Raw genomic sequence first — 23353 nt, forward strand, 5'->3', positions numbered from 1 at the left:
AGCCTTAGATGCAGAGTATGGAGAGTGAGGATTGTACTTGGTAGTCTCCAGGAAGAACTCCTCGCCGTAAGCCTCATGGTTCTTATCGCTGGATGCCTTGGTGGTGAAAGGAGCAGGAATGCCCTCAGGATGAGTCATCTGCAATGCACCATAAACCTCATCGGTAGAGATGTGGTAGAAACGCTTGCCCTCATATCCCTCAGGAAGACTCTCCCAGTAAATCTTTGCCGCCTGGAGCAGAGACAGGGTACCCATCACGTTGGTCTGAGCAAAAGTGAATGGATCCTTGATACTTCTATCTACGTGGCTCTCGGCAGCGAGATGGATGATGCCATCCACCTTGTAGTCCTGCATCAGCTTCAGCATCAGGTCGAAATCACAGATATCACCCTTAACGAAAGTATAGTTAGGCTTGTCCTCAATGTCCTTGAGATTAGCCAGATTACCTGCGTAAGTCAACTTGTCGAGGTTGATGATGTGATACTCAGGATATTTGTTCACGAAAAGTCTTACTACGTGTGAGCCGATGAAACCAGCACCGCCCGTGATAATGATATTCTTCATTTCAATTCTTTTTTATATTATAATTATTTTGCTTCCGCCAATTCGGCGATACATTTCTTCAAACTGTCTGTCCAGTATGGCACCTTGAATCCGAAGGTCTGCTTCAGCTTGCTCTTGTCGAGCACTGAGAAGTGAGGACGCTTCACTGGGCTTGGGAACTCCTCGCTGTAGCAAGGCTGGATATCGCAGGTATTGCCGCTGAGCTCGCAGATGATCTTGGCAAAATCGAACCAAGAGCATACACCCTCGTTAGAGAAATGATAGATGCCAGTCTTGTCGAGCTGATTGGTCTCAATGATGTGAGAGATGACAGCAGCCAGGTCGCCGGCATAGGTAGGAGTACCCACCTGGTCGAATACCACCTTCAGGGTGTCGTGACTTGCCGTGAGGTTCTGCATCGTCTTCACGAAATTCTTACCCCACTGAGAGTAGAGCCATGCTGTGCGAATGATGATGTGCTTGCAGCCTGTAGCCTCGATGCTCTTTTCTCCTGCGAGCTTGGTCTTGCCATATACGCCGAGCGGATTGGTTTCCCAGTCTTCCTTGCAAGGGATGTTCTTGTCGCCCTGGAACACATAGTCTGTGCTCACATGAATCAGGGTTCCATCCACTTCCTTCATCGCCTGAGCCAAGTTGCCTGCTGCCGTATTGTTGAGCAGGTTGGCGAGGTCGAAATCGCTCTCCGCCTTATCCACGTTGGTATAGGCAGCGCAGTTAACGATAACCTGGATATCATTTTCCTTCACCTTTTCGCGGATAGCGTCGAGGTTAGTGATGTCCAATTTCTCATAGCCTTCAGCCACATCGGTGAAGACAAACTTGTGATTGCTGTTTTTGGCGCAAATCTGCATTTCATGACCGAGCTGACCATTAGCGCCTGTAACTAATATATTCATATTTTGCTGTGATACTAGTTAATGATAATACATTATATATATAAAATATGTGGCAAAGATAATGAATTATTCCGAGCTACACAACTTTTATGAAGACAAAAAGATTCATAGTAACATAAATTATACTTTAAGGAAGTACAACCCTATAAAAACAAAAAGCCCGCCGCCTTCTTTCACAAGAAAACGACGAGTCTTTCCTAAACATAATAGTAAAGCATTGCTGCTTTTTTGAAAGCAAATAGATTCAATCAAGCAGGCTTCCTATTTCAATCAATCTTTCCCCTAAGAAACTAATACTGTTATTTAAATCAACATACTAAATCAACAAAAGGAATATTTATATACCTTTAAACTTTAGAAGACTTGAAGTGGTTTTTAAACCAAAGTCATTTTTACTGCTTTTTTGAATTCCGCTGCAAAGATACGTACTTTTTTGGCTATCTGTACACCCTAGTAGGCGTATAGTAAATAAAGCGTAGATTTACCAGGTATATAACCTACCGATTATCAGTATTTTAACCAATTTAAGCATTTTTATCAAAGTAAATGCTTTTATTAGAAATCTTTTCTATATCTTTGCAGCGTAAACAACAAAAATAGTACAAAAGGATAAAAATAGTATAGAAAATGAAGCAGTACATACTTTTATTATTCATCATGATACCACTTCTCTCCTATGGCAAGACCGATATGGAAAAGCTATTGGAGCGGGTTGACCATGCTATCGAAATGGACAGCTACTACCAGCAACAGAAAGAGAAGGAGCTCAAACGACTGAGACGACAGGCAGGCGATGCTATCACTGCCGAAGAAAGGTTATGCTACCTCGACAGTCTCTATCGTGCCTATAGTAACTATCGCTACGACTCATCATGTGCCTATGTGAGCAAAGGGCTCCAACTGGCAGAAGCTACCCATAACACCTTTTATATCACTTGCTTTAAGATACACCGGGCATCCGTGCTGTCGGTGGGAGGATTTTATGGCAAGGCGGAAGACATCCTGGAAACACTCGACCCTAAGCAGATGCCCTACGAACAGAAGCTGTATTACTACTTCACCTATGCCTGGCTGTTCAATTACTGGCAATCTTACGCAGCCAAATCGGAATTTGCAAACGACTTCAAAGCCAAGAAGAAGTATTATATGAATATTTTGCTTGAAAACTTCAATGAAAAAGGAAAGAAGTCGGCTTTTTACCAGTATATGAAAGGAGAGTATATCTTTCTCAGCTCGCCTACACACAGAAGTGTATTAGACTGTTATCTCAAAGCTTTAAAGATGACGGCTAAAAACGATCGACTGCATCCTATGGCAGCATACGGCATAGCCCGTTACTACAGAGACCTCGAACAGTATGATCTGTATGTGAAGTATCTGGTAGAGGCAAGTGAGTCTGATGGGATTTGCCAACTCAAGGAGACAACAGCCCTCCAAAAACTTTCCTATTTTCTCTACGAAACGGACAAAGACAACAGCAAGCGTGCCACCCGATATATCCAGCATTCCATGGAGGATGCCCAGTTTTTCAACAACCGTCTCCGTATGATAGAGATTTCAAACATCCTGCCAGTGATTGTTACAAGCAACCAGGAGGCTGCAGAACGCTCCCGTACCCGTATGGAGATTGGACTCATCTGTGCCTGCGTCATCTTAACCATCATCCTGATTCTTACAGTGGTGAATACCAAACAGAAAAACAGTTTGAAGAAAAACCGAAAGGAGATTGCGGCACAGAACAAGCAGTTGGCAGAGCTCAACCAGCGACTGATGGATACCAACAAGCGACGCGAAACCTATATGAGCCTCTTCATGGATATCAGCGCCCTGTATATCCGCAAGTTGGATGACTACAGAAAACTGGTGAGCAGAAAGGTAAAAGCCAAGCAGACAGAAGACTTACTGAAGAGCATCAACAGCTTCAAGCTGGCAGAAGAGGAATCGTCAATGTTCTACATCCGTTTCGACAAGGCTTTCATGGAACTGTATCCGAATTTCGTTGAGGAACTGAATACACTTCTCAAGCCTGAGCACCATATCGTGCTGCCACCTTCTAATGAGCTGACAACCGAAGTAAGAATCTATGCTCTGATGAGACTGGGCGTAACGGATAGCCAGGAAATAGCAACCCTGCTGTACTACTCTACCCAGACCATCTACAATTACAAGTCGGGAATGAGAGCCAAGGCGCTCAACAGGGAAACCTTCGAGTCGGATATCAACCGACTCTGCCACATTATATAAGGAGCTGAAGGAGTTAAAGGAATTAAAGGAGTTGAAGGAGCAACTTCTTTAACTCCTTCAACTCCATAATATTAATCACGATGGATAACGGTTCCGTTAGCCTGATGGGTAGCAAGAACCAGGACTTCTGCAATCTGCACATGTTCCGGAGCACTGGCAGCATAGAAAGCCACATCCGCAATATCATCACCATTCAATGGTTCGATACCCTGATAAACACTGGCAGCACGCTGATTATCTCCATGGAAACGGACATTAGAGAAATTCGTCTCCACCAAGCCGGGCTTGACATTGGTAACACGCACCTTGGTATGAGCCACATCAATACGCAAGCCATCGGTGATTGCCTTGACGGCAGCTTTGGTAGCACAATATACATTGCCACCAGCGTAAGCCGCATCACCAGCCACACTACCAATATTAATAATGTGTCCATGATTACGTCTCACCATACCAGGAACTATCAGACGAGTCATGGTGAGGAGTCCCTTGATATTGGTATCAATCATCTGATCCCAATCCTCGAAACTACCCTGATACTCAGGTTCCAGGCCACGAGCCAAGCCTGCATTATTGATCAGCACATCAATATTGCGCCAATCCTGCGGAATATAATCCACAGCCTTTCTTGCCGCTTCACGGTTACGCACATCAAAAGCCAGAGCAAGGACCTGTACCCCCTCTGCCTCCAACTCTTTCTTGAGAATTTCCAGTTTACCGGTGTTTCTACCCGTAATGATCAAATCGTAGCCACCTCTTGCAAAGCGGCGTGCACAACCCTCGCCAATTCCGCTGGTTGCACCTGTGATAAGAGCAATTTTCATATACTTTGAACTTTGATATTTGAACTTTGAACTTTATGATTCGTTTGCCTGGAGCAAAATTTTCCTGATTTCTCTATGATTCCATTACAGAATGAGAACTCTCACTTCGGCATTCGCCATTTTCTCTATCTGATTCATCGGGCGTTTGTAATACACACTCTGAATCGCCTTGTTGATGATACCATGACCTACTGCGAGTATCGTCTTATCAGGATACGCCACCTTCAACCAAGTGAGGAAGTTCTGTGCCCTCGACTTCATCCGCTCCAGAGTCTCGACATTATCCGGCCAATCCTTCGGATCTTTGGGAAGAGAAGGAATGAACTTACCCGTAAAATCTCCCCAGTCACGTTCTCGGATTAAAGGAGTCGTCTCTATTCTCTGGAGAATATCATCTTCCGTCAAGAATGTAGAAGCATCTGCAATTCCCGTCAAGTGCATTTCTGCCTCCAAATGGGGACGGGCAATGATGGCACAAGTCTGCATACTGCGATAAAGATCGCTAGAAACGAAGACGTCAATGTGGTCACTTGCCATTTTCCTTGCCACTTCTTCAGCCTGCTGAATGCCCACGTCATTCAGTCTGCCTGGAGTCTGCCCCTGCATAATCTGGGCGGCATTATCCATGGTCTCACCATGTCGAACTAAATATAGCTTTGTCATATTGAATATCTATCATCAGATGGTCATTCACCCATCTATTTTATTTTTGCTTACAAAATTACTGATAATAATTGAAATGAAGGAATAAATTGCGTTAAATATGATATAAAAGCGAGAGAAAAAACTTGTGGTATCAAAAATCTTTCGTACTTTTGCAATAGAAAGAAAATACTTTTCAGGAAAAGGAAACGCAATATTGCAACACAACATTTTAAATCAATTGATATGAAAGTAATACAAAGTTCATTATTTCGAGCCTTATGCGCCATCATTGTAGGTGCTCTACTCATACAATACAGAGAACAGACAGTCACCTGGATTACCATTGCCATCGGTGTATTGTTTTTCCTCTCAGGCGTATTCTCATTACTTAGTTATATGAGTGCCAAGCGAAATGCAGAGAAAATGAAGGGACAGTATCTCTATGATGCTCAAGGCAACCATATCATAGGTATGCGCCCTAACTTTCCTCTCGTAGGACTCGGTTCACTCATCTTCGGTCTGATACTGGCACTGATGCCAAATGTATTCATCGCCTGGCTGATGTTCATTCTCTCGGCAATACTGATTATGGGAGCCCTTACCCAAATGGCGAACCTGGTATCTGCTGCCAAGATGGGCAGAGTGGGCATTGTATATTGGCTGATGCCTACACTCCTGCTGCTGTTGGGGCTGTTCACCCTCTTCAAGCCATCTTCCATTGCCTCTGCCCCACTACTCGTCATAGGATGGGCAATGCTGGTATATGGCGTAGTAGAAGCCGTCAATGCCCTGAAGGTTTCCAACAACCGACGCAGATGGCAGAAAACACAGGAAATACAAAAAAGATAATACGAAAAAAGCTTCTATCATGGGATTCATATCCGAATGATAGAAGCTTTTATGGTTTTAATCTACCAATCCCTCTACATATCTGCAGAGAATACCAATACCGGTAGCATTCTCGCCGCCCTGAGGAATGATGATGTCTGCATAGCGCTTGGTAGGTTCGATAAACTGTTCATGCATTGGCTTGAGCACCTTCAGATAACGATCTACCACCATGGAAACCGTACGCCCCCGATCGATGGTATCACGCTGGATGTTACGGATCAGGCGCTCATCGGCATCTGTATCCACAAACACCTTCAGGTCCATCAAATCACGTAATTGCTTATCCACCAAAGTCATGATTCCCTCTATGATTATCACTGGCTTAGGTTCTACATGAATCGTTTCCTTCTCGCGGTTACACTTCAGATAACTGTAGGTAGGCTGCTCGATTGCCTTACCGGCACGAAGGTCGGCAAGCTGCTGATGAAGCAACTTCCAATCGAAGGCATCCGGATGATCGAAGTTGATCGCCCTACGCTCCTCCTCCGTCATATTCGTCGTATCATTATAATAAGAATCCAGAGGAACAACTGCCACGAAATGAGGAGGCAACGCTTCCACCAATCTCTTGACTACGGTAGTCTTACCGCATCCAGTACCACCAGCGATACCGATCACTGTTACTTTATTTTCTGCCATATCTCTTATTTTTCCAATATATCATTAAACATTTTCCGATAATACTCCGCCTTCTTCTCTACAGCCATCGGATAAGCCCTACTGCTACTAGGCATACGATAGAGACGGAACTTGCGGTTTTCGAATTCAAACTCCACAAATCCTCCCATCTCCGGTTTTTCCCTGATACCGAAGTGATCGGAGAAGACTTTGGTTGCCAGCTGTCCGGCAGTAAGTACCGCCGTGCAATCAGGCAGGGAACGGAGCATGCCGTCCAGATCGGAAGGCTGAACCACCTGCAAATCTTTGTCAGATGCCGTATTCTTGGTACGGATCACCTGCTGGGCAGTATCATAGATAGCCACCCCCTTCTGCATCAGGAACTCCTTGATGGCATCCAAGCGATAAGTCTTGTGCTCCACATCTACAAAGTGAAACTTGTCATCAAAGTAGATGATGCCGAAGATTCGCCACATATCATTCTGGAAATTAGGATAATACCAGGGCATACACCAGCGCTTTTCTGCCGGCGGAAAGGTTCCGAGCATCAGCAACTTGGCATTGCCCGGCAACCATGGTTCAAAAGGATGAGACTCTAACATTTCTACTTCTTTTTTACCAGATACAGTACTACAGGCAAGTGATCGCTGTAGCCATTCAGCCATTTACCGCCAGCCTTGGTACGCAACGGTGCACCCTGATAGCGACCCTCCTGCTGGATGAGATAATCTCTGCGGAACACCTGATGATTCCAGTACTTCAGACTGCGATAGCCCTTCTTCTTTCCATCCTTGTTCAGAAGATTAGGAGTCAGCACAATCTGATCGAAGAGATTCCATTTTCCTCTGTAGTAAAGGGTTCCCTTTTCTTCCTTTGCCAGGATGTTATACCAAGGATTATACATATCTCCCTCACCTACTTCTGATATTTCCGGTTGGGCACGGAGAACCTCATGCATACTCTTGTTGGTAGGATCATCGTTCATATCTCCCATCACAAACACCTTCATCTCTGGATTCAGGCGAAGCAGGGAATCTTTCACAGCCTTGGTCTGACGGGCGCCACTCTCGCGATAGAAGGAATCGGAGAAACGACTTGGCCAGTGACAAACGATGACAGCCACATCATCCCCCGCCATCTCACCTCTCACCGTAAGGAAACCACGGGTATAAAAGGCAGAATCCTTTGCCAACTCCTGCACATAAGGAACCAACTTCACATTCTTCACCGTAAAAAGAGCCGGATTATAAAGCAGCGCACAGTCGATGCCTCGCTTATCCGGACCTTCTATATGGCAGAACTGCATATTGCGAGCCTTCAAAGGAGGCTGGGCAGTAAGGTCTCTCAGCACATTGACATTCTCCACCTCGGCAAGACCGATGAAGGCGCAACCTGCATCAGGCAGCACATCCGTACCCATATCAGCCAAGGCACGAGACATATTCTTCAACTTACTGGTATATTTCTCGCTATTCCATCCCTTAGCAGGCAGATACTCATAATCATTCTTGCCGGCATCATGACAGGTATCAAAGAGATTCTCCTGATTATAGAATCCAACGGCATAAACCTGGAACTTTTTAGGGTTGAATCTCTGCTCCGCTTTCTGCGCCCAAGCACCCAAGCCAACTATGAGCAGGGCTGCCAATAATAGCATTTGTCTTTTCATTCTTTTTCTCGCTTTAAAGTTATAACTATATGATACATCATCTGATGTTCTCAAACTAATATGCAAAGATACCGCATTAATTACAATTATCATCATAAATGGGAATAAAATTTTGAGTTTTCATTCATTTTTAACACATCCAGTCCTCTTTTTACCACTCTAAAAGATCATTTTCCACCTTATTTATATATACACGGACACCAAAATCCCCAATATTTCTAAAAAACACCGGGAAATATTTGGTGATTTCAGGAAAAAGCAGTAACTTTGCACCCTGAATTAGGTAAAGGCTATAATGGGCATGCCCTGAAGAGGGACATGAAATGATGTGAAAGCGTCCCCATAACGTCTATTTTTTAACAAATTAATAATAAATAAAAGAAAAATGAAAAAAGGTATTCATCCAGAGAACTATCGTCCTGTAGTATTTAAGGATATGTCTAACGGCGATATGTTCCTCTCTCAGTCAACATGCAAGACTAACGACACTGTAGAGTTCGAGGGCGAGACTTATCCAGTTGTTAAGATTGAAATCTCTAGCACCTCTCACCCATTCTACACAGGTAAGAGCAAGCTCGTTGATACTGCTGGTCGCGTTGACCGCTTCATGAGCCGTTACGCTAAGTTGAAGAAGTAATATATATACCTTTTTTAATAAGGATATATAATATCGAAAGATAGAAAGTGCATTCCAACGTAGTTGCATATACGTAGGAATGCACTTTTTTTATAAACCTATCTTCTCTTATTCAATTGCTTCACCGTGCCAGCCATTGGCTTCATGGTTGCTCCACTGCCGAATGAAGTTACAGCTGATGCAGAACGTGTAAGCTTCTTGGCATAACCGGTAGTAGAAACCTCAGATAAATCGAAGTAGATGATATCACCCTTCACCTTACCGGTACCAATCATATAACCATAGAAGGTTTTATAATTATTGCCCTTCTCGACACCGAGACGGAAACCGTACTGGCTAGCACCTGCATCCAACACGAAGGTGGCACCACTGGCATACTTCAGGTAGATATCGCCATTGTTATCGATATACCAGGAGAATTTCAGGGTCTGCTGATCGGTAACATTTCCCCGATTATCATGAACCTCATCTATCTCCACACCACTTCCACTCAGGGCATCGCTCTGGTTTCCGCTCTGATAGAATATCATATTGGCATAAAACTCATCATAGCCTCTTGACATACCATCATCCTGGATATAGGAATACTTCACCGGACCATACCACTCACCAACCAAGGTCATCGCCTCATCGACCAGATCGTCATCATGTGATCCTTGCGAACCTTCATACCAATAATCCTGGTTCCATCCCCAGCCGCCATGGTTGTAATCTTCGTACCATCCATAAGGATCATCCCAATAATCATCATCCCAAGGATCATCATCACAACTGGTAAACGTAAAGGATACCGCAGCTATCGCCATCAGCATCACGAAAAGTCTCATTTTTCTCATATCGTAAGATTTTTATTTTATTGTTAATATCCGTACAGAGCTCAGACCCTTAACAGATCTGGTTCCTTGAATGATGGTGCAAAGATAAGGCAATTTTTACACCTAGCAAAGGGAAAAGAGGAATAATCTAGGGGAAAATCCCTATTATATAACAGTTTTTCCCTACAAAACCTTGTCATTCTCAAAAAAATGCACTATCTTTGCATCAATATTTATGCATATTTACCAACCAAGGACTGACGAATAGAATGACAAGAACAGATAATATAATTAAGAGAGCCATTTTTTGTAGCCTCCTCATACTCATAACCTCACTGAAGGTTATGGGACTCCCCTACTGCGATGTTCGCAAATTCTCCATCATCGACGGACTTGCCGCCAACACGATTTCCGACATAGCACAGACACCCGACCGCCTGATGTGGTTCAGCACCTGGAACGGAATCTCCTATTATGACGGAAATTCATTCCATACCTTCCGTGATGAGGCAGACGACATCGATCTTCTTTCAACCAACCGCTTCATGGGTATTTATGCCACAAGCAGAAACAACGTGTGGTGTATCACTTCGAGCAAACGCCTCTATGCCTATGAGACCATATTGTGTACTTTCGTTCCCGTAGGTGACAACATCAATAAATTATATAACATCGACCTGCGAGTAGATAAGATATACCCTATCAAACAGGGAAACACCTGGGTAACGACCAAGTCTGGCGATTATCTGATACGTATCAATGGACTCCAGAGAGAGGGAAATATTCCAGAGCTCATCAAGGTAGGACAAGACGGACTCCGAAGCGGAAACGTATGGCATATCTGGGCAGATAAGAAAAAACGCGATTGGATTCTCACTGACAAGGGAACCACCATCTACCACTCTCAATTCAGCACTCCCATCCCCTTCAAATGGATAAGAGAAGTGGGCGATAATATCTTCCTGGCAACAGAAGATGGCCGACTCGCCGTATTCGATGAGAACAACAAGCTGAATATGATACCACTCCCAGCTGGAGTAACCCGCATCAATCAGCTCAAGAACACGGGCTATCAGCTCCTGATAGCTACTAACCTGGGAATGATTATCTACAACCCACGCACCTTCAAAACAGAAATCATCAATGTACAAAGTCCAAGCCAGCCATTGGCAGAGGTAAAGAATATCTATACGGATGATTTCGGAATGGTATGGGTGTTTACGGATGGTATGGGTGTAACCCTGGTAAATCCAAAGACATCAGCCAAGCAATGGCTGTTTGCCGACCAGCAAGATCCTATGGATCGCACCACCTCCGACAGTTTCTTCATCACCCAAGATGAAAACAAGACTCTATGGATTGTGCCGAATGGAGGTACCTTCAGCTACTTCGACCGCAAAGCCGGCAAACTGGTACCTTATCTCCTGAGGAGCAACTCTTCAGGCAACTACCGCGTGCCTAAAATCGGAAAGCATTTCCTTTCCGACCAGGGAATCCTCTGGATAGCAGGTACCCACGATCTTACCCAGGTAGCCTTCAAGAACCATACGTATCGCTTAAATAAACTGGAGAATGGAGAAGCAGAAGTACGTGCACTCTGCAATACTCCAGAAGGATACCATTGGACCGGTTATGCGAATGGTGTCGTGCAAATAACTGACAGCAAGTATCAAACCGTAGGTTATCTGGCTCCAGGCGGTCAAATTGTACCTAACCAGGTGCCTTTCTGTCCATATCCAGTATATTCAATCTTCAGTGATACACGGGGCAGGATATGGATAGGAACCAAAGGCGACGGACTCTATGTCCGGTCGCATGAAGGCGTAAGCCATTACGAGCACAATCCAGCCAACAAGGCATCGTTACCACACAACGACATTTATGATGTGGTAGCAGACCGCCATGGCAGAATATGGGTAGCCACCTATGGTGGCGGACTGGCTCTTGCCCAAGAAGGCGAAACAGGTCTGTTCTTCTACAACAGGAACTTTGGCTTGCCATGGTCTAAGAATAGTTTTGCCGATATACGACGCATTTTCTGTACCCCTACAGGAGAAATTCTGGTAGGTACCACAGACGGTCTCATTACATTCGGCGATAACTTCAGGAATCCGCAACAGATCAAGTTCTATCAAACCTGCTATATTCCCAACGATACCACATCATTGGCAGCCAACGATGTCAACTTTATCCTAGAGCATAGCAATGGCAAGACCTACATCTCTCAGTTAGGAGGAATTCTGGAAAGTATCGTCACCAAGAAACTGCTGCAGGACAACTTGAAAACAAAGTATTTCAAGAATATCAACTATAATGAAGGTATCGTGCAAAGCATGATAGAAGATAACGAGGGCAACCTATGGGTGATCCGTGAGTCGAGTATCGACAAATGTAATCTGAAGACAGGAAAGACCACCGTCTTCGGTCCGAACGACTTCGATTACAACATCTCCTTCACCGAGGCTCGCCCTACCCATGATCCAGCCACGAATGACATCTCCGTAGGAACCCCATTCGGATGGCTGACCTTCAATCCAGCAACCCTGAAGAAGAGTCAATACCAGGCTCATATCATCTTCACTTCGCTGCACTTTACCGGCGAAAGCGAGTCTATCCCTATCCTGCATAGCAAGAAGATCGTGATTCCAGCCAACAAGCGAAACCTGACCATCAGCTTCGCTTCGCTCGATTATTCACGTAAGTATCAGGTGAAATACCGCTATCGCCTGGAGGGACATACTTCTCCAGGAAAATGGATTGACAATGGTAGCAGCAATACTATCGGCTTCAACCGAATCTCACAGGGAGACTATATTCTCAAGGTATCAGCCACCAACTCCCATGGTGTATGGAGCAAGTACATTGCAGAACTTCCTATCGAGGTACGTCCTACTTTCTGGGAAAGTGTATGGGGCAGACTCACCCTGCTGCTATTGCTCGCTGCGGTAGTGGCAAGTATCTTCTACTCCTATAACAGGAAGCAGCGTGAAAAGCTGGAGCACGAAATGAGTCTGATGAAGAACGACTTCTTCAGCGATGCCAGTCATAAGTTGCGCACCCCGCTGACCCTGATTGGCGGACCGCTGCAACACGTCCTGGACACCGAGCATGGTATCACCCGAAACAGTAGGGAAATGCTCGTCATTGCCCTGAAGAACTCAAGAGAAATGCTGAATATGCTCAACAAGGTACTGAGATTCGACGATAATACCAACTTCCTGGTCAACGGCGGACTCAACGAAAACGTCAATGAGGAAGGCAATGAGATGGAAAAAGTTGAAGGCGAAATAGACGACACCCCGTATCCAAGTACCTGAAGGAGTTGGAAGAAGAAAAGAAGAAAGAAAAGGCAAAGCACGAAGAGGAGGAAAACCAGAAGGGTACCGCCCCTGACAAACCAAGCAAGAATCTCACCATTCTTGTTGTGGAAGACAACTCCGACCTGCGCCTATATCTCAGCAGCGTACTCGAAGAAAAGTACAATGTGCTCCTGGCAGAAAACGGCAAGGTGGGTCTCTATAAGGCTCGCACAGAGATGCCAGACTTTATCCTCACCGATGTAACCATGCCTGTGATGGATGGTATCACGATGATACGTGAAATCAAGCAAGACCGTACCATCTCGCATATACCTATCATCATCCTCTCGGCAAAAGCCAGTGTGGAAGACCAGCTGAAGGGGTTCGAACAGGGAGTGGATGGATATCTTACGAAACCATTCTCTACCTCCTACCTGATAGGACGTATCGAGGCAGCCATCAACAAACGCAAGGCTACGCAGACAGACATAGCCAAGATGATGAAGCAGAACGGAAAAGTTGGATATGCTGGAAAGACTGAAAATTCAGGAAATGCCGAAGCAGCAGAAATCTTCCAAGCAGCTACAGAGCCTAGGAAGACGCTCAGTGAACTGAACTTCGATATCCAGGAAAAGGAAAGACTGGCAGAGGAGAAAAAGTCGGAACTGAAGAGCTATGCATTCATGGAAAGTCAGATCAACGACAAGACCATGGGCAGAATTCTGAAGTATGTGACCGACAATATGGGCAGTCCAGACCTGAAGATAGACGACATCGCTGATGCCATCGGTATGAGCCGAAGTGTACTCTACAACAAGATCAAGCAAGCTGTAGGTATGACACCAATCGACTTCGTGCGCCATATCCGAATCATGAGAGCCTGCGAATTGCTGCAGCAGACCAATGATCCGCTTACCAGCATCGCTTTCGAAGTAGGCTTCAGCGACCCTAAGTACTTCTCTAAGGTATTCAAGAAAGAACTGGGTATTGTTCCTAGCGAATATCGCGAACGAACCAAGGAATAAAGCAATAAGAGACAGAAACCTGTACTCTATAAGGCTACACACGAGAATAGGCAGAGCAAAACGTTCTGCCTATTTTTGTGTCTATTCGGTAAAAAATAGCGTATAAACAGCCATAAAACCGTCCCAAAAATAAAAAAAAGAGAGCAAAAACGGGATTTTTAACACTTTTTTAACGCAAAAAAAAAAAAATTAACGTTGTATATAATACAACTTACAAAAAAAATGTGTAACTTTGCACCAAGTTCTTAGAAAAGTTAAATGATAGATTAATCGTAAGGCTTCTCTCCTATTTTATATTTTGAGTTAGGAAAGAAGACGAAAGAGTCCGGGGATTGTGAAATTCCCGGACTCTTTTTATTTCACCCAACCACCTATATCCCCCTATGCACCTTACAAATGATAACTCAAGCTATTTTTTTAGAAAATTTATGCAAACTATTTACTATTTCTAAAAGAAAAATAGTACCTTTGCAAAATAATAATGATTCGGCGACAAAGGATATTCTCCAATGTCTAAGAAAAAGGGATAGAAATAAACATAAAATTAGATACAAATAAAAAATGAGAACCGTTTACGAATTCTCCGTTAAGGACAGAAAGGGAAAGGAAGTTTCCCTCAAAGAGTACGCTAACGAAGTACTGCTTATCGTTAACACAGCTACCAAGTGTGGCTTTACTCCTCAGTATGAGGAACTGGAAAAGCTCTATGAGACATACCACCAGCAAGGCTTCGAGATACTCGACTTCCCATGCAATCAGTTTGGTCAGCAAGCTCCTGGTACTGATGAAAGCATCCATCAGTTCTGCAAACTTACATACGGCACAGAATTTCAGCGCTACAAGAAGATCAAGGTAAATGGTGATGATGCCGCTCCTCTCTTCAAATTCCTCAAGGAATGCAAAGGCTTCGCAGGCTGGGACGAGACTCATCCACTCTACCCTGTTCTCGACAAGATGCTCTCTGAGGCAGATCCTAACTACAAGGAAAGCGCAGACATCAAGTGGAACTTCACCAAGTTCCTCGTTAACAAGAAGGGTCAGGTAGTGGCTCGCTTCGAACCTACTACCAGCTTCGACGTTATCGCAAAGGCCATTGAAGAGTGGCTTCAGGCATAAAGCATAAAAAAGCCAGCTTACATTCCTGTAGGCTGGCTTTCTTATTTCTTTTTAATCTTTAATCTACCTGAGGTACAGTCTGGAGGAACTTATTGATTTCCTCATCACTCACCCTATAATCATGCAAATCTCCATTGATATAGCTTTCGTATGATGGCATATCAATGAGACCATGACCAGAAAGACAGAAGAGAATCACGGTATTCTTACCCTCTTCAGTTGCCTTCTTTGCCTCACGGATGGTTGCAGCAATGGCATGACAGCTCTCTGGAGCTGGAATGATACCCTCTACACGGGCAAAGAGCATACCTGCTTCGAAGGCTTCTGTCTGGGCTACATCTACACCGTGCATATAACCATCCTTGATCAGCTGAGAGATAATCATGCCGGCACCATGGTAACGGAGACCACCTGCATGGATGTTGGCTGGCTTGAAGTCATGACCCAAGGTAAACATAGGCAACAGCGGAGTATATCCAGCCTCATCACCAAAGTCATATTCAAACTTTCCACGAGTCAACTTAGGACAGCTCTCTGGTTCTGCAGCGATGAACTCGGTATGCTTCTCGCCCTTCAGGTTATGACGCATGAATGGGAAGGCAAGACCACCAAAGTTACTACCGCCACCAAAACAAGCAATCACCTTGTCAGGATACTCACCCGCCATCTCCATCTGCTTTTCAGCCTCCAGACCGATGACAGTCTGATGCAAAGCCACGTGATTCAAGACAGAACCCAAGGTATATTTACAGCCAGGAGTGGTTGTAGCCAACTCAACAGCCTCAGAAATGGCAGTACCCAGAGAACCAGGATGATGAGGATCGCGGGTAATGATGTTCTTACCGGCGCGTGTACTCATACTAGGAGAACCCTCAACGGTAGCGCCAAAGGTACGCATGATGCTGGAACGGTATGGCTTCTGCTGCATGGTAATCTTTACCTGATAAACGGCAGCCTCCAGTCCGTAGAGCTTGGCAGCATAGGAAAGGGCACAACCCCACTGTCCGGCACCAGTCTCTGTAGTAACATTGGTATCCCCCTCCTGCTTGCAGTAGTAGCACTGAGGAATGGCAGAGTTGATCTTATGTGAACCCAATGGTGTAACACTTTCATTCTTGAAGTAGATATGTGCTGTAGTACCCAATGCTTCCTCCAATCCGTAAGCACGGACCAATGGAGTAGAACGGTAGAACGCATACTTTTCCTGTACATCCTCTGGAATGTCTATCCAAGCGTGCTCAGTATCAAGCTCCTGCTTAGAGCACTCCTTATTAAAGATGTGAGACAAGTCGTCTGCACTGAGCGGCTTGTGAGTCTGTGGATTCAACGGTGGCAAAGGCTTATTAGGCATATCTGCCTGAATGTTGTACCACTGAGTAGGGATATCCTGCTCCTGGAGAATAAACTTTTTCTGTCTCATGTATATGTTTTTATTAAATTGTTAATTCTAGCTACAAAAGTACAAATAAAAAATGAAATACAGAAATATTCCCTCGTTTTTTAACGAATTTGATGTATTTTGAGCATAAAATAGGAGTAATTATTATCGTGTAAGGATTATTTAATGTTTTATAAGTGTACTTTTACCAGTTTTAACCCCTACTAACAACAATTATTCCCCCTATTTTTTTCATTTTCTTCGTACCTTTGCATCAGTTTAAACAAAGGCGTTGGGAAACGCTATCATCATCTTTTACTTATACAAAAAATATAAAGCATCGGAATATCTGATAAGAGAATCAGATTTCCAATGCTTTTTTTTATTGATTTCAGTTCACGCTGAAAAAATTGGCAGAAGTTTCACTCCTAGTCATTCACCTTGATCTGAGAAATGAAACTCAGCAGATTCTTTGCCTGTTCCACACTCTTCATATCACGGATGCGAAGGTAGCGCTTGTTGTTCTTTTCCTTCAAGGCACAATCCTGGATATGGGTAGTGGCATAAGCGAGTACACGGGAGAACATCTCGCTGCGATAGAACGGACTGTTCACATTGCTCACAAACTGCAGCTGCATGGTACCCTGCTTGAGCATGATCTTCTCACAACCCAGCGACTTGCCCAGTCGGCGCAGACCTACCACACACATCAACTCATCCGCCTCCCTAGGAACCGGACCAAAACGGTCGATCATTCGCTTGCGGAATTCAGCCACCTCCTCTTCACTCTGCAGATGATCGAGTTCGCGGTAGAGCAGCATTCGCTCAGAACTACCCGGCACGTAGGTATCCGGGAAATAGGTCTCCAAGTCACTCTCCACGGCACAGTCATCCACGAAGTCATCACCCGTGAGCTGTTTTCCTTCATCCATCTCCTGCTGATACAGGTCGTTGAACTCCTCGTTCTTCAACTCGGTGACAGCCTGAGAGAGAATCTTCTGATAAGTCTCGTAACCCAGATCTTCCATGAATCCACTCTGTTCAGAACCCAGCAGATTGCCTGCACCACGAATATCCAGGTCCTGCATAGCCAGATTAAAACCGCTACCCAGGTCGCTGAAGGTTTCCAGTGCTTCCAGACGGCGACGGGATTCCGGAGTAAGACATGCCTTGGGCGGAGCTATCAGATAGCAGAAAGCCTTCTTGTTGCTACGTCCTACTCTACCTCTCATCTGATGCAGGTCGCTCAATCCGAAACGGTGGGCATCATTCACGATGATGGTATTGGCATTGGAAATGTCGATTCCGTTCTCTACGATGGTAGTAGAAAGGAGCAGATCATAGTCGTAATTGATGAATCCCATGATGATCTTCTCCAGTTCCTCCGGCTTCATCTGTCCATGCCCGATGGCTACGCGGCAGTCTGGCACCAGTTTCTCGATGAGCAATTTCAGCTCGGTCAGTTTGGCGATACGGTCGCAGACGAAGAACACCTGACCGTTACGGCTCATCTCAAAATTGATGGCATCGGCAATCACCGACTTGTCGAAGGTGATGACCTCGGTCTGAATAGGATAACGGTTAGGTGGCGGTGTGCGCATGATACTCATATCGCGGGCTCCCATCAACGAGAACTGCAGGGTTCTCGGAATCGGAGTAGCACTCATGGTTAGGGTATCCACATTCACCTTCAACTGGCGAAGCTTTTCCTTGGTAGATACACCAAACTTCTGCTCCTCATCAATGATCAGCAGTCCCAGGTCGTGCCACTGTACTGACTTCGATATCAGTTTGTGGGTACCAATCAGGATATCCACCTTGCCCTCCTTCAGCTCTTCCAGAATGCGCCTGGTATCCTTGGCAGTACGGGCACGGCTCAGATATTCCAGGGAAACAGGAAGTCCCTCCAGTCGATGCTTGAAGGTCTGGTAATGCTGGTAGGCAAGCACCGTGGTAGGCACCAGCACAGCCACCTGCTTTCCATCGCAAGCCGCCTTGAAGGCAGCACGGATGGCAACTTCCGTCTTACCGAATCCCACATCTCCACACACCAGACGGTCCATCGGTCTACCACTTTCCATGTCTTTCTTCACGTCAGCCGTAGCCTTGCTCTGGTCGGGCGTATCTTCATAGAGGAATGAAGCCTCCAGCTCATGCTGCAGATAACTGTCGGCACTATAGGCAAATCCCTTTTCACGCCGGCGTTGCGCATAGAGTTTGATCAGGTCGCGGGCGATATCCTTGATTCGCTTCTTAGCCTTCTCCTTCAACCGGTCCCAGGCACCTGTTCCCAAGGTAGAGAGGCGTGGCGGTTCGCCGGTATCGCTTCTGCGGTATTTACTGATCTTATAGAGCGAGTGGATGCTCACATCCACCTTGTCGTTGTTCTTATACACGATGCGGATCATCTCCTGATAGCTGTCGCCGGTAGGCACACGCACCAGTCCGCCGAACTTTCCGATACCATAATCCACATGAACGATGAAGTCGCCATAATCCATCTCCTGCAACTCCTTCATGGTGAGCGCCATCTTTCCGGCTCTTGCCGAGTCTGAACGGAGGTTGTATTTATGGAATCGGTCGAAGATCTGGTGATCGGTAAAGAAGCAGGCATGCTTCTCATGGTCCACAAATCCCTCGTGGATGGTTTTCTCTACAGGGGTAAACCGGATCTGATACCTTTTCAGCTCCTCACTGTCGAAGATATCCTTCAGTCGTTCCTGCTGCTTCTGGCTGTCTGCCAATATATATAAGGTATAGCCCTGAAGCTGATAATCTTCAAGAGTCTGGGCGAGAAGATTGAAATTCTTGTGGAACAGCGGCTGCGGTGCCATATCAAAAGCGATGAGAGCCTGGTTATCGCCCTTGGCAATCAACAGATGCTCCTGCTTCCTGGCAACCTCACTCTCTGGCTGCTTGCCGAATTCGATACGTACGTGTTCAACCAGCGCATGCTGAAAACCTGAAGCGGAAACGAGATTCAGCTCAGCCTTCATCTCCCTTCTTATCTTCTCAGCCTCCATCTCGGTGGCACCTTCCAGCTGTTCGGTCAGACTCTGGGAAGAGAAACCGTCCTTGTAAATCTGCTCTATGCGGTCGTGCAGCAGCGTGTAGTCATTCATCACCACGAGTGCATCCGCATCCAGGAAATGGAGGAAGCACTGCTTCACGCTCTGTTCGGCAGCAAGTTCCGGAACGATTTCGATGGCATCACGCTTATCCTTCGAAAGCTGGTCTTCGATGCTGAAGGTGCGGATGGTATCAATCTCATCACCAAAGAAATCGATACGAAACGGATATTCGCAACTGTAGGAATAGACATCGAGGATGCTTCCACGAACGGCAAACTGTCCCGGTTCATAGACGTAATCAGTCTCCTGAAGTCCGAAATCACGCAACTGACGCACGATATCTACCTGTGCAATCTGTTGTCCGACAGTAAGTTTGAGGATTCTCTCATCCAGAATCTGCTTGGAAACCACGAGCTCAGCCAGGGCATCCGGATAAGAAACGATATAGATCTGCTTGCCAGCCGACAATCGTGCCAGCACTTCCGTTCTCAGGATTTCGTTAGCCGCATCCCGCTGACCATACTTGATGGCGCGTCGGTAGCTGGAAGGAAAGAAGAAGACGCTCTCCTGTCCCAGCATCTGCGTAAGATCATGATAGAAATACCCCGCTTCATCAGCATCATTGAGCACGAAAAGCACGGTGCGCTTCATCTTAGCCTGCAGCGAACCGAAGAACACCGATGCAGAAGAGCACACCAATCCCTGAAGAAAGACAGAATGAACCGACTTCTTCTTCAATAAATCAAAGAGGGCATTCGCCTGTGGCGAACGCCCGTATAGTTTTGCAATTTCCTGTAATGTCACTTTTACTTCAATTTCGGATATTTCTTGAACCATCCATCGAGACGCAGTCTCATCACGCCGAAGAAAGCCTCTCCAAAGATACCGCCACTCATCTTGCTCACTCCCTCACGGCGATTCACAAAGATAACCGGCACCTCCTTGATCTTGAAACCAATCTTATAGGAAGTGAACTTCATCTCAATCTGGAAACCATAGCCCTTGAAGCGGATGGCATCAAGATTGATAGTCTCCAATACCTTGCGGCGATAGCAGACGAATCCTGCTGTGGTATCATGTACCTTGAAACCGGTAACGAAACGCACGTACTTGGAAGCGAAATAGCTCATCAATACGCGACCGATAGGCCAGTTCACCACGTTGACACCCGAAACATAACGGGAACCGATGGCTACATCGTAGCCCTCATCGTGGGTAGCCGCATAGAGGCGAGGCAGATCATTAGGATCGTGGCTGAAGTCGGCATCCATCTCGAAGATGAAGTCATAACCCTGCTTCAGCGACCATTTGAAGCCCATGATATAGGCTGTACCCAAGCCCAGCTTACCCGAACGCTCCAGGATATGGAGACGGTCGGCAAACTCATCGGCCATCAGCTTCTTAACGATGTCTGCAGTTCCGTCCGGACTACCGTCATCGATAACAAGGATGTCGAATTTCTTCTCCAGGCCAAAAACGGCACGGATGATTTTCTCTATATTTTCCTTTTCGTTGTATGTAGGAATGATTACAATACTGTCACTCATAATGTTCTAATTTAATATATTTATTGGTCAGGATTCTCCACGAATCCCTGATATTCCTTCACCAGTCCACTCATGATGGCATCATAGCTCTTGGTCATCTGGTTCTTGATATTCTCAGGTCCCTTGCCAATCGGCTCAATCGGTTCATGGATAGTGAGCTTCAGCGGATGCCAGAATGCCCAGTAGATATCCTTCATGCGGGGCTTGACGTCGAAACTGCCATTGATGGTAAGCGGGCAAACCGGCAACTGCAATTCGTCGGCAAGCATGAAGGCACCTCGGCGGAACACACCCATGTGACCGGTAAAGCTACGGGCACCCTCCGGGAATACCACCAGCGACATACCCTCCTTCAATACCTCGCGCGCCCTGTCATAGGAAGCACGGATCTTGGATGGTCCGCTCTTGTCGATAAAGATATGATGTGCATACTCGCAAGCCAAACCTACCAGAGGAATCTTGCGGATGCCCTTCTTCATCATCCACTTGAAGTTACGTCCCAGGAAGCCGTAGATCAGGAAGATGTCGAAAGCACCCTGATGATTGGCAACAAACACATAACTCTGATTCTTCTTCAGATGTTCCCTACCCTCTACCTTCACCGGCAGGAGAAGGAGACGGATCCACAGGATAGACCACCACTTGCCGGGATAATATCCCCAGAAGTGACCATTGCCCAGTCTGCAGCCTATCACGGTAGTAAGACTGGTAAGAATGCTCGCCAAAACAAGAATCGGCAAACATATCAAAAGCTGATATAATCGATATAAGTATTTCATAATCGCAATTTCATGAATGATTGGAAGATCGTAATTTGATCATCTTATTTTCGTTTCAATGTGATGACTACTATTTCAGGAGTGGCTCCGATGCGGATCGGAATGGTTCCTCCCAATCCGGCTGTGGTATAGAGCTGGCATCCCTCGCGCTCATAGAGTCCGTAATCGAAAGCCGAGAACATAGACGGGCGCAAGCCGAGAACAGAAACCTGTCCGCCATGGGTATGTCCGCTCAGGGTAAGCTGTGGAGCCACCAGCACGCTGTCCTTCGAACCATATTTCTCGTTGATACGCGAAGGCGTCATGTCTTTCCACATCTCCGGAATATGCTGGAGCATCAGCACAAACTGTCCTTTCTTTATACCGTAGAGTGCCTGTGCCACCTCTGCCCGCGAAGGCTTCTTGAAGTTTTCGGTACCGGCTACATAGATGGAATCCTTGCCGCGATGCAGCACGAAGTGCTCATTCATCAGCAGATGCCATCCCATCTCCCGTTCCGTCTGCTGCACCTTTTCTTCTATCCTGCGGATTTCTGCCTCGTCATCCACATTCATATAATAGGTGTAATCGTGATTGCCCAATACGCTCACCACGCCATCCTTCGCCTTGAGACCACTCAATGTCTTCTTGAAAGGAACCAGTTCCTCCGGTCTCACATTCTGCAGATCACCCGTAAAGCAGATTAGGTCGGGATACTGGGCGTTGATGCTATCTACATCCCGCTGAGGCATGTGTCTGCGCCATCCATAATAGGAACCTACATGGATATCACTGAAATGCACGATGCGGTAACCCTCAAACGCCTCAGGCAGATCGGGCACATAGACCGTGAGATGCTTCACCTGAAACTGTCGTACCCCCATCGTAAAGCCATAGACGAAACTGAAGAAAGCCCATACGGCAAGGAAGATTCCTACCAGTTTTCCCCAGTTGCGTGCCCGATGCACACTGCCTCTAAACCTGCCATCCCCTTTTTTTGCCTTGAAGCGGCGGGAGAGCTTCATACATTCCCATCCCACAAAACTGACGAAGGCAAAGACAAACTGCGGAACAGCCAGCAGTGCCATCATGCCAAACCAGATGTCTATGAACACCGGATTGGCAGGCAGGAAGTCAGGCTCCAGGGTGAGATAGGCTGTGTATCCTATCACGATGGCAGCAGGCAACCAATATAGTATCTTTCGTTTTCCCTTAGGAATATGCAGGTATTTCCGGTCTATCCAGAGATAGGGCAATACCGTAAGCACAATCACGGGAATCAATAATCTAGCTATCATTGTTAAAAACTATCTTTTTTATCTTCTCTAACTTCTGATTACTAACATCATCTTCTCA

General features: G+C 45.9%; 19 protein-coding genes. 6 read left to right on the plus strand and 13 right to left on the minus strand.

Going from position 1 to position 23353, the window contains the following annotated elements; all coding sequences use genetic code 11:
- Together DXD25_RS08760 and rfbD are read right to left on the minus strand one after the other, a co-directional pair.
- The coding region (locus DXD25_RS08760; protein WP_117663043.1) for a dTDP-glucose 4,6-dehydratase at window positions 1–564 on the minus strand (564 nt) is incomplete at its 3' end.
- A gap of 23 nt (window positions 565–587) precedes the next feature.
- Entirely contained in the window at window positions 588–1460 is an 873-nt protein-coding gene (rfbD, locus tag DXD25_RS08765; RefSeq protein ID WP_089542895.1) for a dTDP-4-dehydrorhamnose reductase, read from the minus strand.
- Between the two features lie 627 nt (window positions 1461–2087).
- On the opposite strand from rfbD, the gene DXD25_RS08770 reads away from it, so the two are divergent.
- Window positions 2088–3704 (plus strand): DUF6377 domain-containing protein, encoded by a 1617-nt coding sequence (locus DXD25_RS08770; RefSeq protein WP_117663006.1) that lies wholly within the window; start codon window positions 2088–2090, stop codon window positions 3702–3704.
- Window positions 3705–3775: 71 nt separating this feature from the next.
- Here DXD25_RS08770 and DXD25_RS08775 read toward each other — a convergent pair whose 3' ends face one another.
- Together DXD25_RS08775 and DXD25_RS08780 are read right to left on the minus strand one after the other, a co-directional pair.
- Window positions 3776–4528 carry an SDR family oxidoreductase gene (locus tag DXD25_RS08775; protein WP_089542897.1) on the minus strand — a complete coding sequence of 251 codons (753 nt, stop codon included), beginning with the start codon at window positions 4526–4528 and terminating at the stop codon, window positions 3776–3778.
- 84 nt (window positions 4529–4612) lie between these two features.
- Window positions 4613–5191, minus strand: a complete 579-nt coding sequence (locus tag DXD25_RS08780) for a histidine phosphatase family protein (RefSeq protein WP_117663007.1) — start codon at window positions 5189–5191, stop codon at window positions 4613–4615.
- Window positions 5192–5416: 225 nt separating this feature from the next.
- On the opposite strand from DXD25_RS08780, the gene DXD25_RS08785 reads away from it, so the two are divergent.
- Window positions 5417–6022: a DUF308 domain-containing protein gene (locus tag DXD25_RS08785; RefSeq protein ID WP_117663008.1), complete on the plus strand. Its 606-nt coding sequence runs from the start codon at window positions 5417–5419 to the stop codon at window positions 6020–6022.
- 57 nt (window positions 6023–6079) lie between these two features.
- Here the strand turns inward: DXD25_RS08785 and udk are convergent, their stop codons facing one another.
- The 3 genes from udk to DXD25_RS08800 are packed head-to-tail and all read right to left on the minus strand — an operon-like array spanning window position 6080 to window position 8351.
- Window positions 6080–6703, minus strand: a complete 624-nt coding sequence (udk, locus tag DXD25_RS08790; protein ID WP_117663009.1) for a uridine kinase — start codon at window positions 6701–6703, stop codon at window positions 6080–6082.
- 5 nt (window positions 6704–6708) lie between these two features.
- Window positions 6709–7284, minus strand: coding sequence for a uracil-DNA glycosylase family protein (locus tag DXD25_RS08795; RefSeq protein ID WP_117663010.1), 576 nt, complete (start codon window positions 7282–7284; stop codon window positions 6709–6711).
- Window positions 7285–7286: 2 nt separating this feature from the next.
- Entirely contained in the window at window positions 7287–8351 is a 1065-nt protein-coding gene (locus DXD25_RS08800; protein ID WP_117663011.1) for an endonuclease/exonuclease/phosphatase family protein, read from the minus strand.
- A 385-nt stretch (window positions 8352–8736) separates the two neighbouring features.
- Between DXD25_RS08800 and DXD25_RS08805 the strand changes: the two genes are divergently transcribed.
- Entirely contained in the window at window positions 8737–8988 is a 252-nt protein-coding gene (locus tag DXD25_RS08805) for a type B 50S ribosomal protein L31 (protein WP_089542903.1), read from the plus strand.
- Window positions 8989–9086: 98 nt separating this feature from the next.
- Here DXD25_RS08805 and DXD25_RS08810 read toward each other — a convergent pair whose 3' ends face one another.
- The gene (locus DXD25_RS08810; RefSeq protein WP_147327879.1) at window positions 9087–9824 is read right to left on the minus strand and encodes a hypothetical protein; all 738 of its coding nucleotides are present in this window, start codon (window positions 9822–9824) and stop codon (window positions 9087–9089) included.
- A gap of 323 nt (window positions 9825–10147) precedes the next feature.
- Between DXD25_RS08810 and DXD25_RS08815 the strand changes: the two genes are divergently transcribed.
- The 3 genes from DXD25_RS08815 to DXD25_RS08825 all read left to right on the plus strand — a co-directional run bounded on the left by DXD25_RS08815 (window position 10148) and on the right by DXD25_RS08825 (window position 15243).
- A complete protein-coding gene (locus DXD25_RS08815) occupies window positions 10148–13120 on the plus strand; it encodes a two-component regulator propeller domain-containing protein (RefSeq protein WP_158556319.1) in 2973 nt (990 codons plus the stop codon).
- Between the two features lie 5 nt (window positions 13121–13125).
- Entirely contained in the window at window positions 13126–14127 is a 1002-nt protein-coding gene (locus DXD25_RS08820) for a response regulator (RefSeq protein WP_117663014.1), read from the plus strand.
- A 561-nt stretch (window positions 14128–14688) separates the two neighbouring features.
- Entirely contained in the window at window positions 14689–15243 is a 555-nt protein-coding gene (locus DXD25_RS08825; protein WP_117663015.1) for a glutathione peroxidase, read from the plus strand.
- A 58-nt stretch (window positions 15244–15301) separates the two neighbouring features.
- On the opposite strand, the gene DXD25_RS08830 is transcribed toward DXD25_RS08825, so the two are convergent.
- The 5 genes from DXD25_RS08830 to DXD25_RS08850 all read right to left on the minus strand — a co-directional run bounded on the left by DXD25_RS08830 (window position 15302) and on the right by DXD25_RS08850 (window position 23295).
- The gene (locus tag DXD25_RS08830; RefSeq protein ID WP_117663016.1) at window positions 15302–16663 is read right to left on the minus strand and encodes a TrpB-like pyridoxal phosphate-dependent enzyme; all 1362 of its coding nucleotides are present in this window, start codon (window positions 16661–16663) and stop codon (window positions 15302–15304) included.
- 386 nt (window positions 16664–17049) lie between these two features.
- On the minus strand, window positions 17050–20496 hold the full coding sequence (gene mfd / locus DXD25_RS08835; RefSeq protein ID WP_233522245.1) for a transcription-repair coupling factor: 3447 nt from the start codon (window positions 20494–20496) through the stop codon (window positions 17050–17052).
- Window positions 20497–20498: 2 nt separating this feature from the next.
- Window positions 20499–21242 carry a polyprenol monophosphomannose synthase gene (locus DXD25_RS08840; protein WP_089542909.1) on the minus strand — a complete coding sequence of 248 codons (744 nt, stop codon included), beginning with the start codon at window positions 21240–21242 and terminating at the stop codon, window positions 20499–20501.
- Between the two features lie 17 nt (window positions 21243–21259).
- Entirely contained in the window at window positions 21260–22018 is a 759-nt protein-coding gene (locus DXD25_RS08845) for a 1-acyl-sn-glycerol-3-phosphate acyltransferase (protein ID WP_117663019.1), read from the minus strand.
- A gap of 44 nt (window positions 22019–22062) precedes the next feature.
- Window positions 22063–23295, minus strand: coding sequence for a metallophosphoesterase (locus DXD25_RS08850; protein ID WP_117663021.1), 1233 nt, complete (start codon window positions 23293–23295; stop codon window positions 22063–22065).
- Window positions 23296–23353: the final 58 nt, after the last annotated feature.

The organism is Prevotella sp. TF12-30, assembly GCF_003436715.1.
Taxonomy (GTDB): domain Bacteria; phylum Bacteroidota; class Bacteroidia; order Bacteroidales; family Bacteroidaceae; genus Prevotella; species Prevotella copri_A.

What these genes read in the sequence shown, in the direction of transcription:
- rfbD (WP_089542895.1), bottom strand. Translation starts at nt 1,460, where the DNA reads ATGAATATATTAGTTACAGGCGCTAATGGTCAGCTCGGTCATGAAATG.
- DXD25_RS08770 (WP_117663006.1), top strand. Translation starts at nt 2,088, where the DNA reads ATGAAGCAGTACATACTTTTATTATTCATCATGATACCACTTCTCTCC.
- DXD25_RS08775 (WP_089542897.1), bottom strand. Translation starts at nt 4,528, where the DNA reads ATGAAAATTGCTCTTATCACAGGTGCAACCAGCGGAATTGGCGAGGGT.
- DXD25_RS08780 (WP_117663007.1), bottom strand. Translation starts at nt 5,191, where the DNA reads ATGACAAAGCTATATTTAGTTCGACATGGTGAGACCATGGATAATGCC.
- DXD25_RS08785 (WP_117663008.1), top strand. Translation starts at nt 5,417, where the DNA reads ATGAAAGTAATACAAAGTTCATTATTTCGAGCCTTATGCGCCATCATT.
- udk (WP_117663009.1), bottom strand. Translation starts at nt 6,703, where the DNA reads ATGGCAGAAAATAAAGTAACAGTGATCGGTATCGCTGGTGGTACTGGA.
- DXD25_RS08795 (WP_117663010.1), bottom strand. Translation starts at nt 7,284, where the DNA reads ATGTTAGAGTCTCATCCTTTTGAACCATGGTTGCCGGGCAATGCCAAG.
- DXD25_RS08800 (WP_117663011.1), bottom strand. Translation starts at nt 8,351, where the DNA reads ATGAAAAGACAAATGCTATTATTGGCAGCCCTGCTCATAGTTGGCTTG.
- DXD25_RS08805 (WP_089542903.1), top strand. Translation starts at nt 8,737, where the DNA reads ATGAAAAAAGGTATTCATCCAGAGAACTATCGTCCTGTAGTATTTAAG.
- DXD25_RS08810 (WP_147327879.1), bottom strand. Translation starts at nt 9,824, where the DNA reads ATGAGAAAAATGAGACTTTTCGTGATGCTGATGGCGATAGCTGCGGTA.
- DXD25_RS08815 (WP_158556319.1), top strand. Translation starts at nt 10,148, where the DNA reads ATGGGACTCCCCTACTGCGATGTTCGCAAATTCTCCATCATCGACGGA.
- DXD25_RS08825 (WP_117663015.1), top strand. Translation starts at nt 14,689, where the DNA reads ATGAGAACCGTTTACGAATTCTCCGTTAAGGACAGAAAGGGAAAGGAA.
- DXD25_RS08830 (WP_117663016.1), bottom strand. Translation starts at nt 16,663, where the DNA reads ATGAGACAGAAAAAGTTTATTCTCCAGGAGCAGGATATCCCTACTCAG.
- DXD25_RS08845 (WP_117663019.1), bottom strand. Translation starts at nt 22,018, where the DNA reads ATGAAATACTTATATCGATTATATCAGCTTTTGATATGTTTGCCGATT.
- DXD25_RS08850 (WP_117663021.1), bottom strand. Translation starts at nt 23,295, where the DNA reads ATGATAGCTAGATTATTGATTCCCGTGATTGTGCTTACGGTATTGCCC.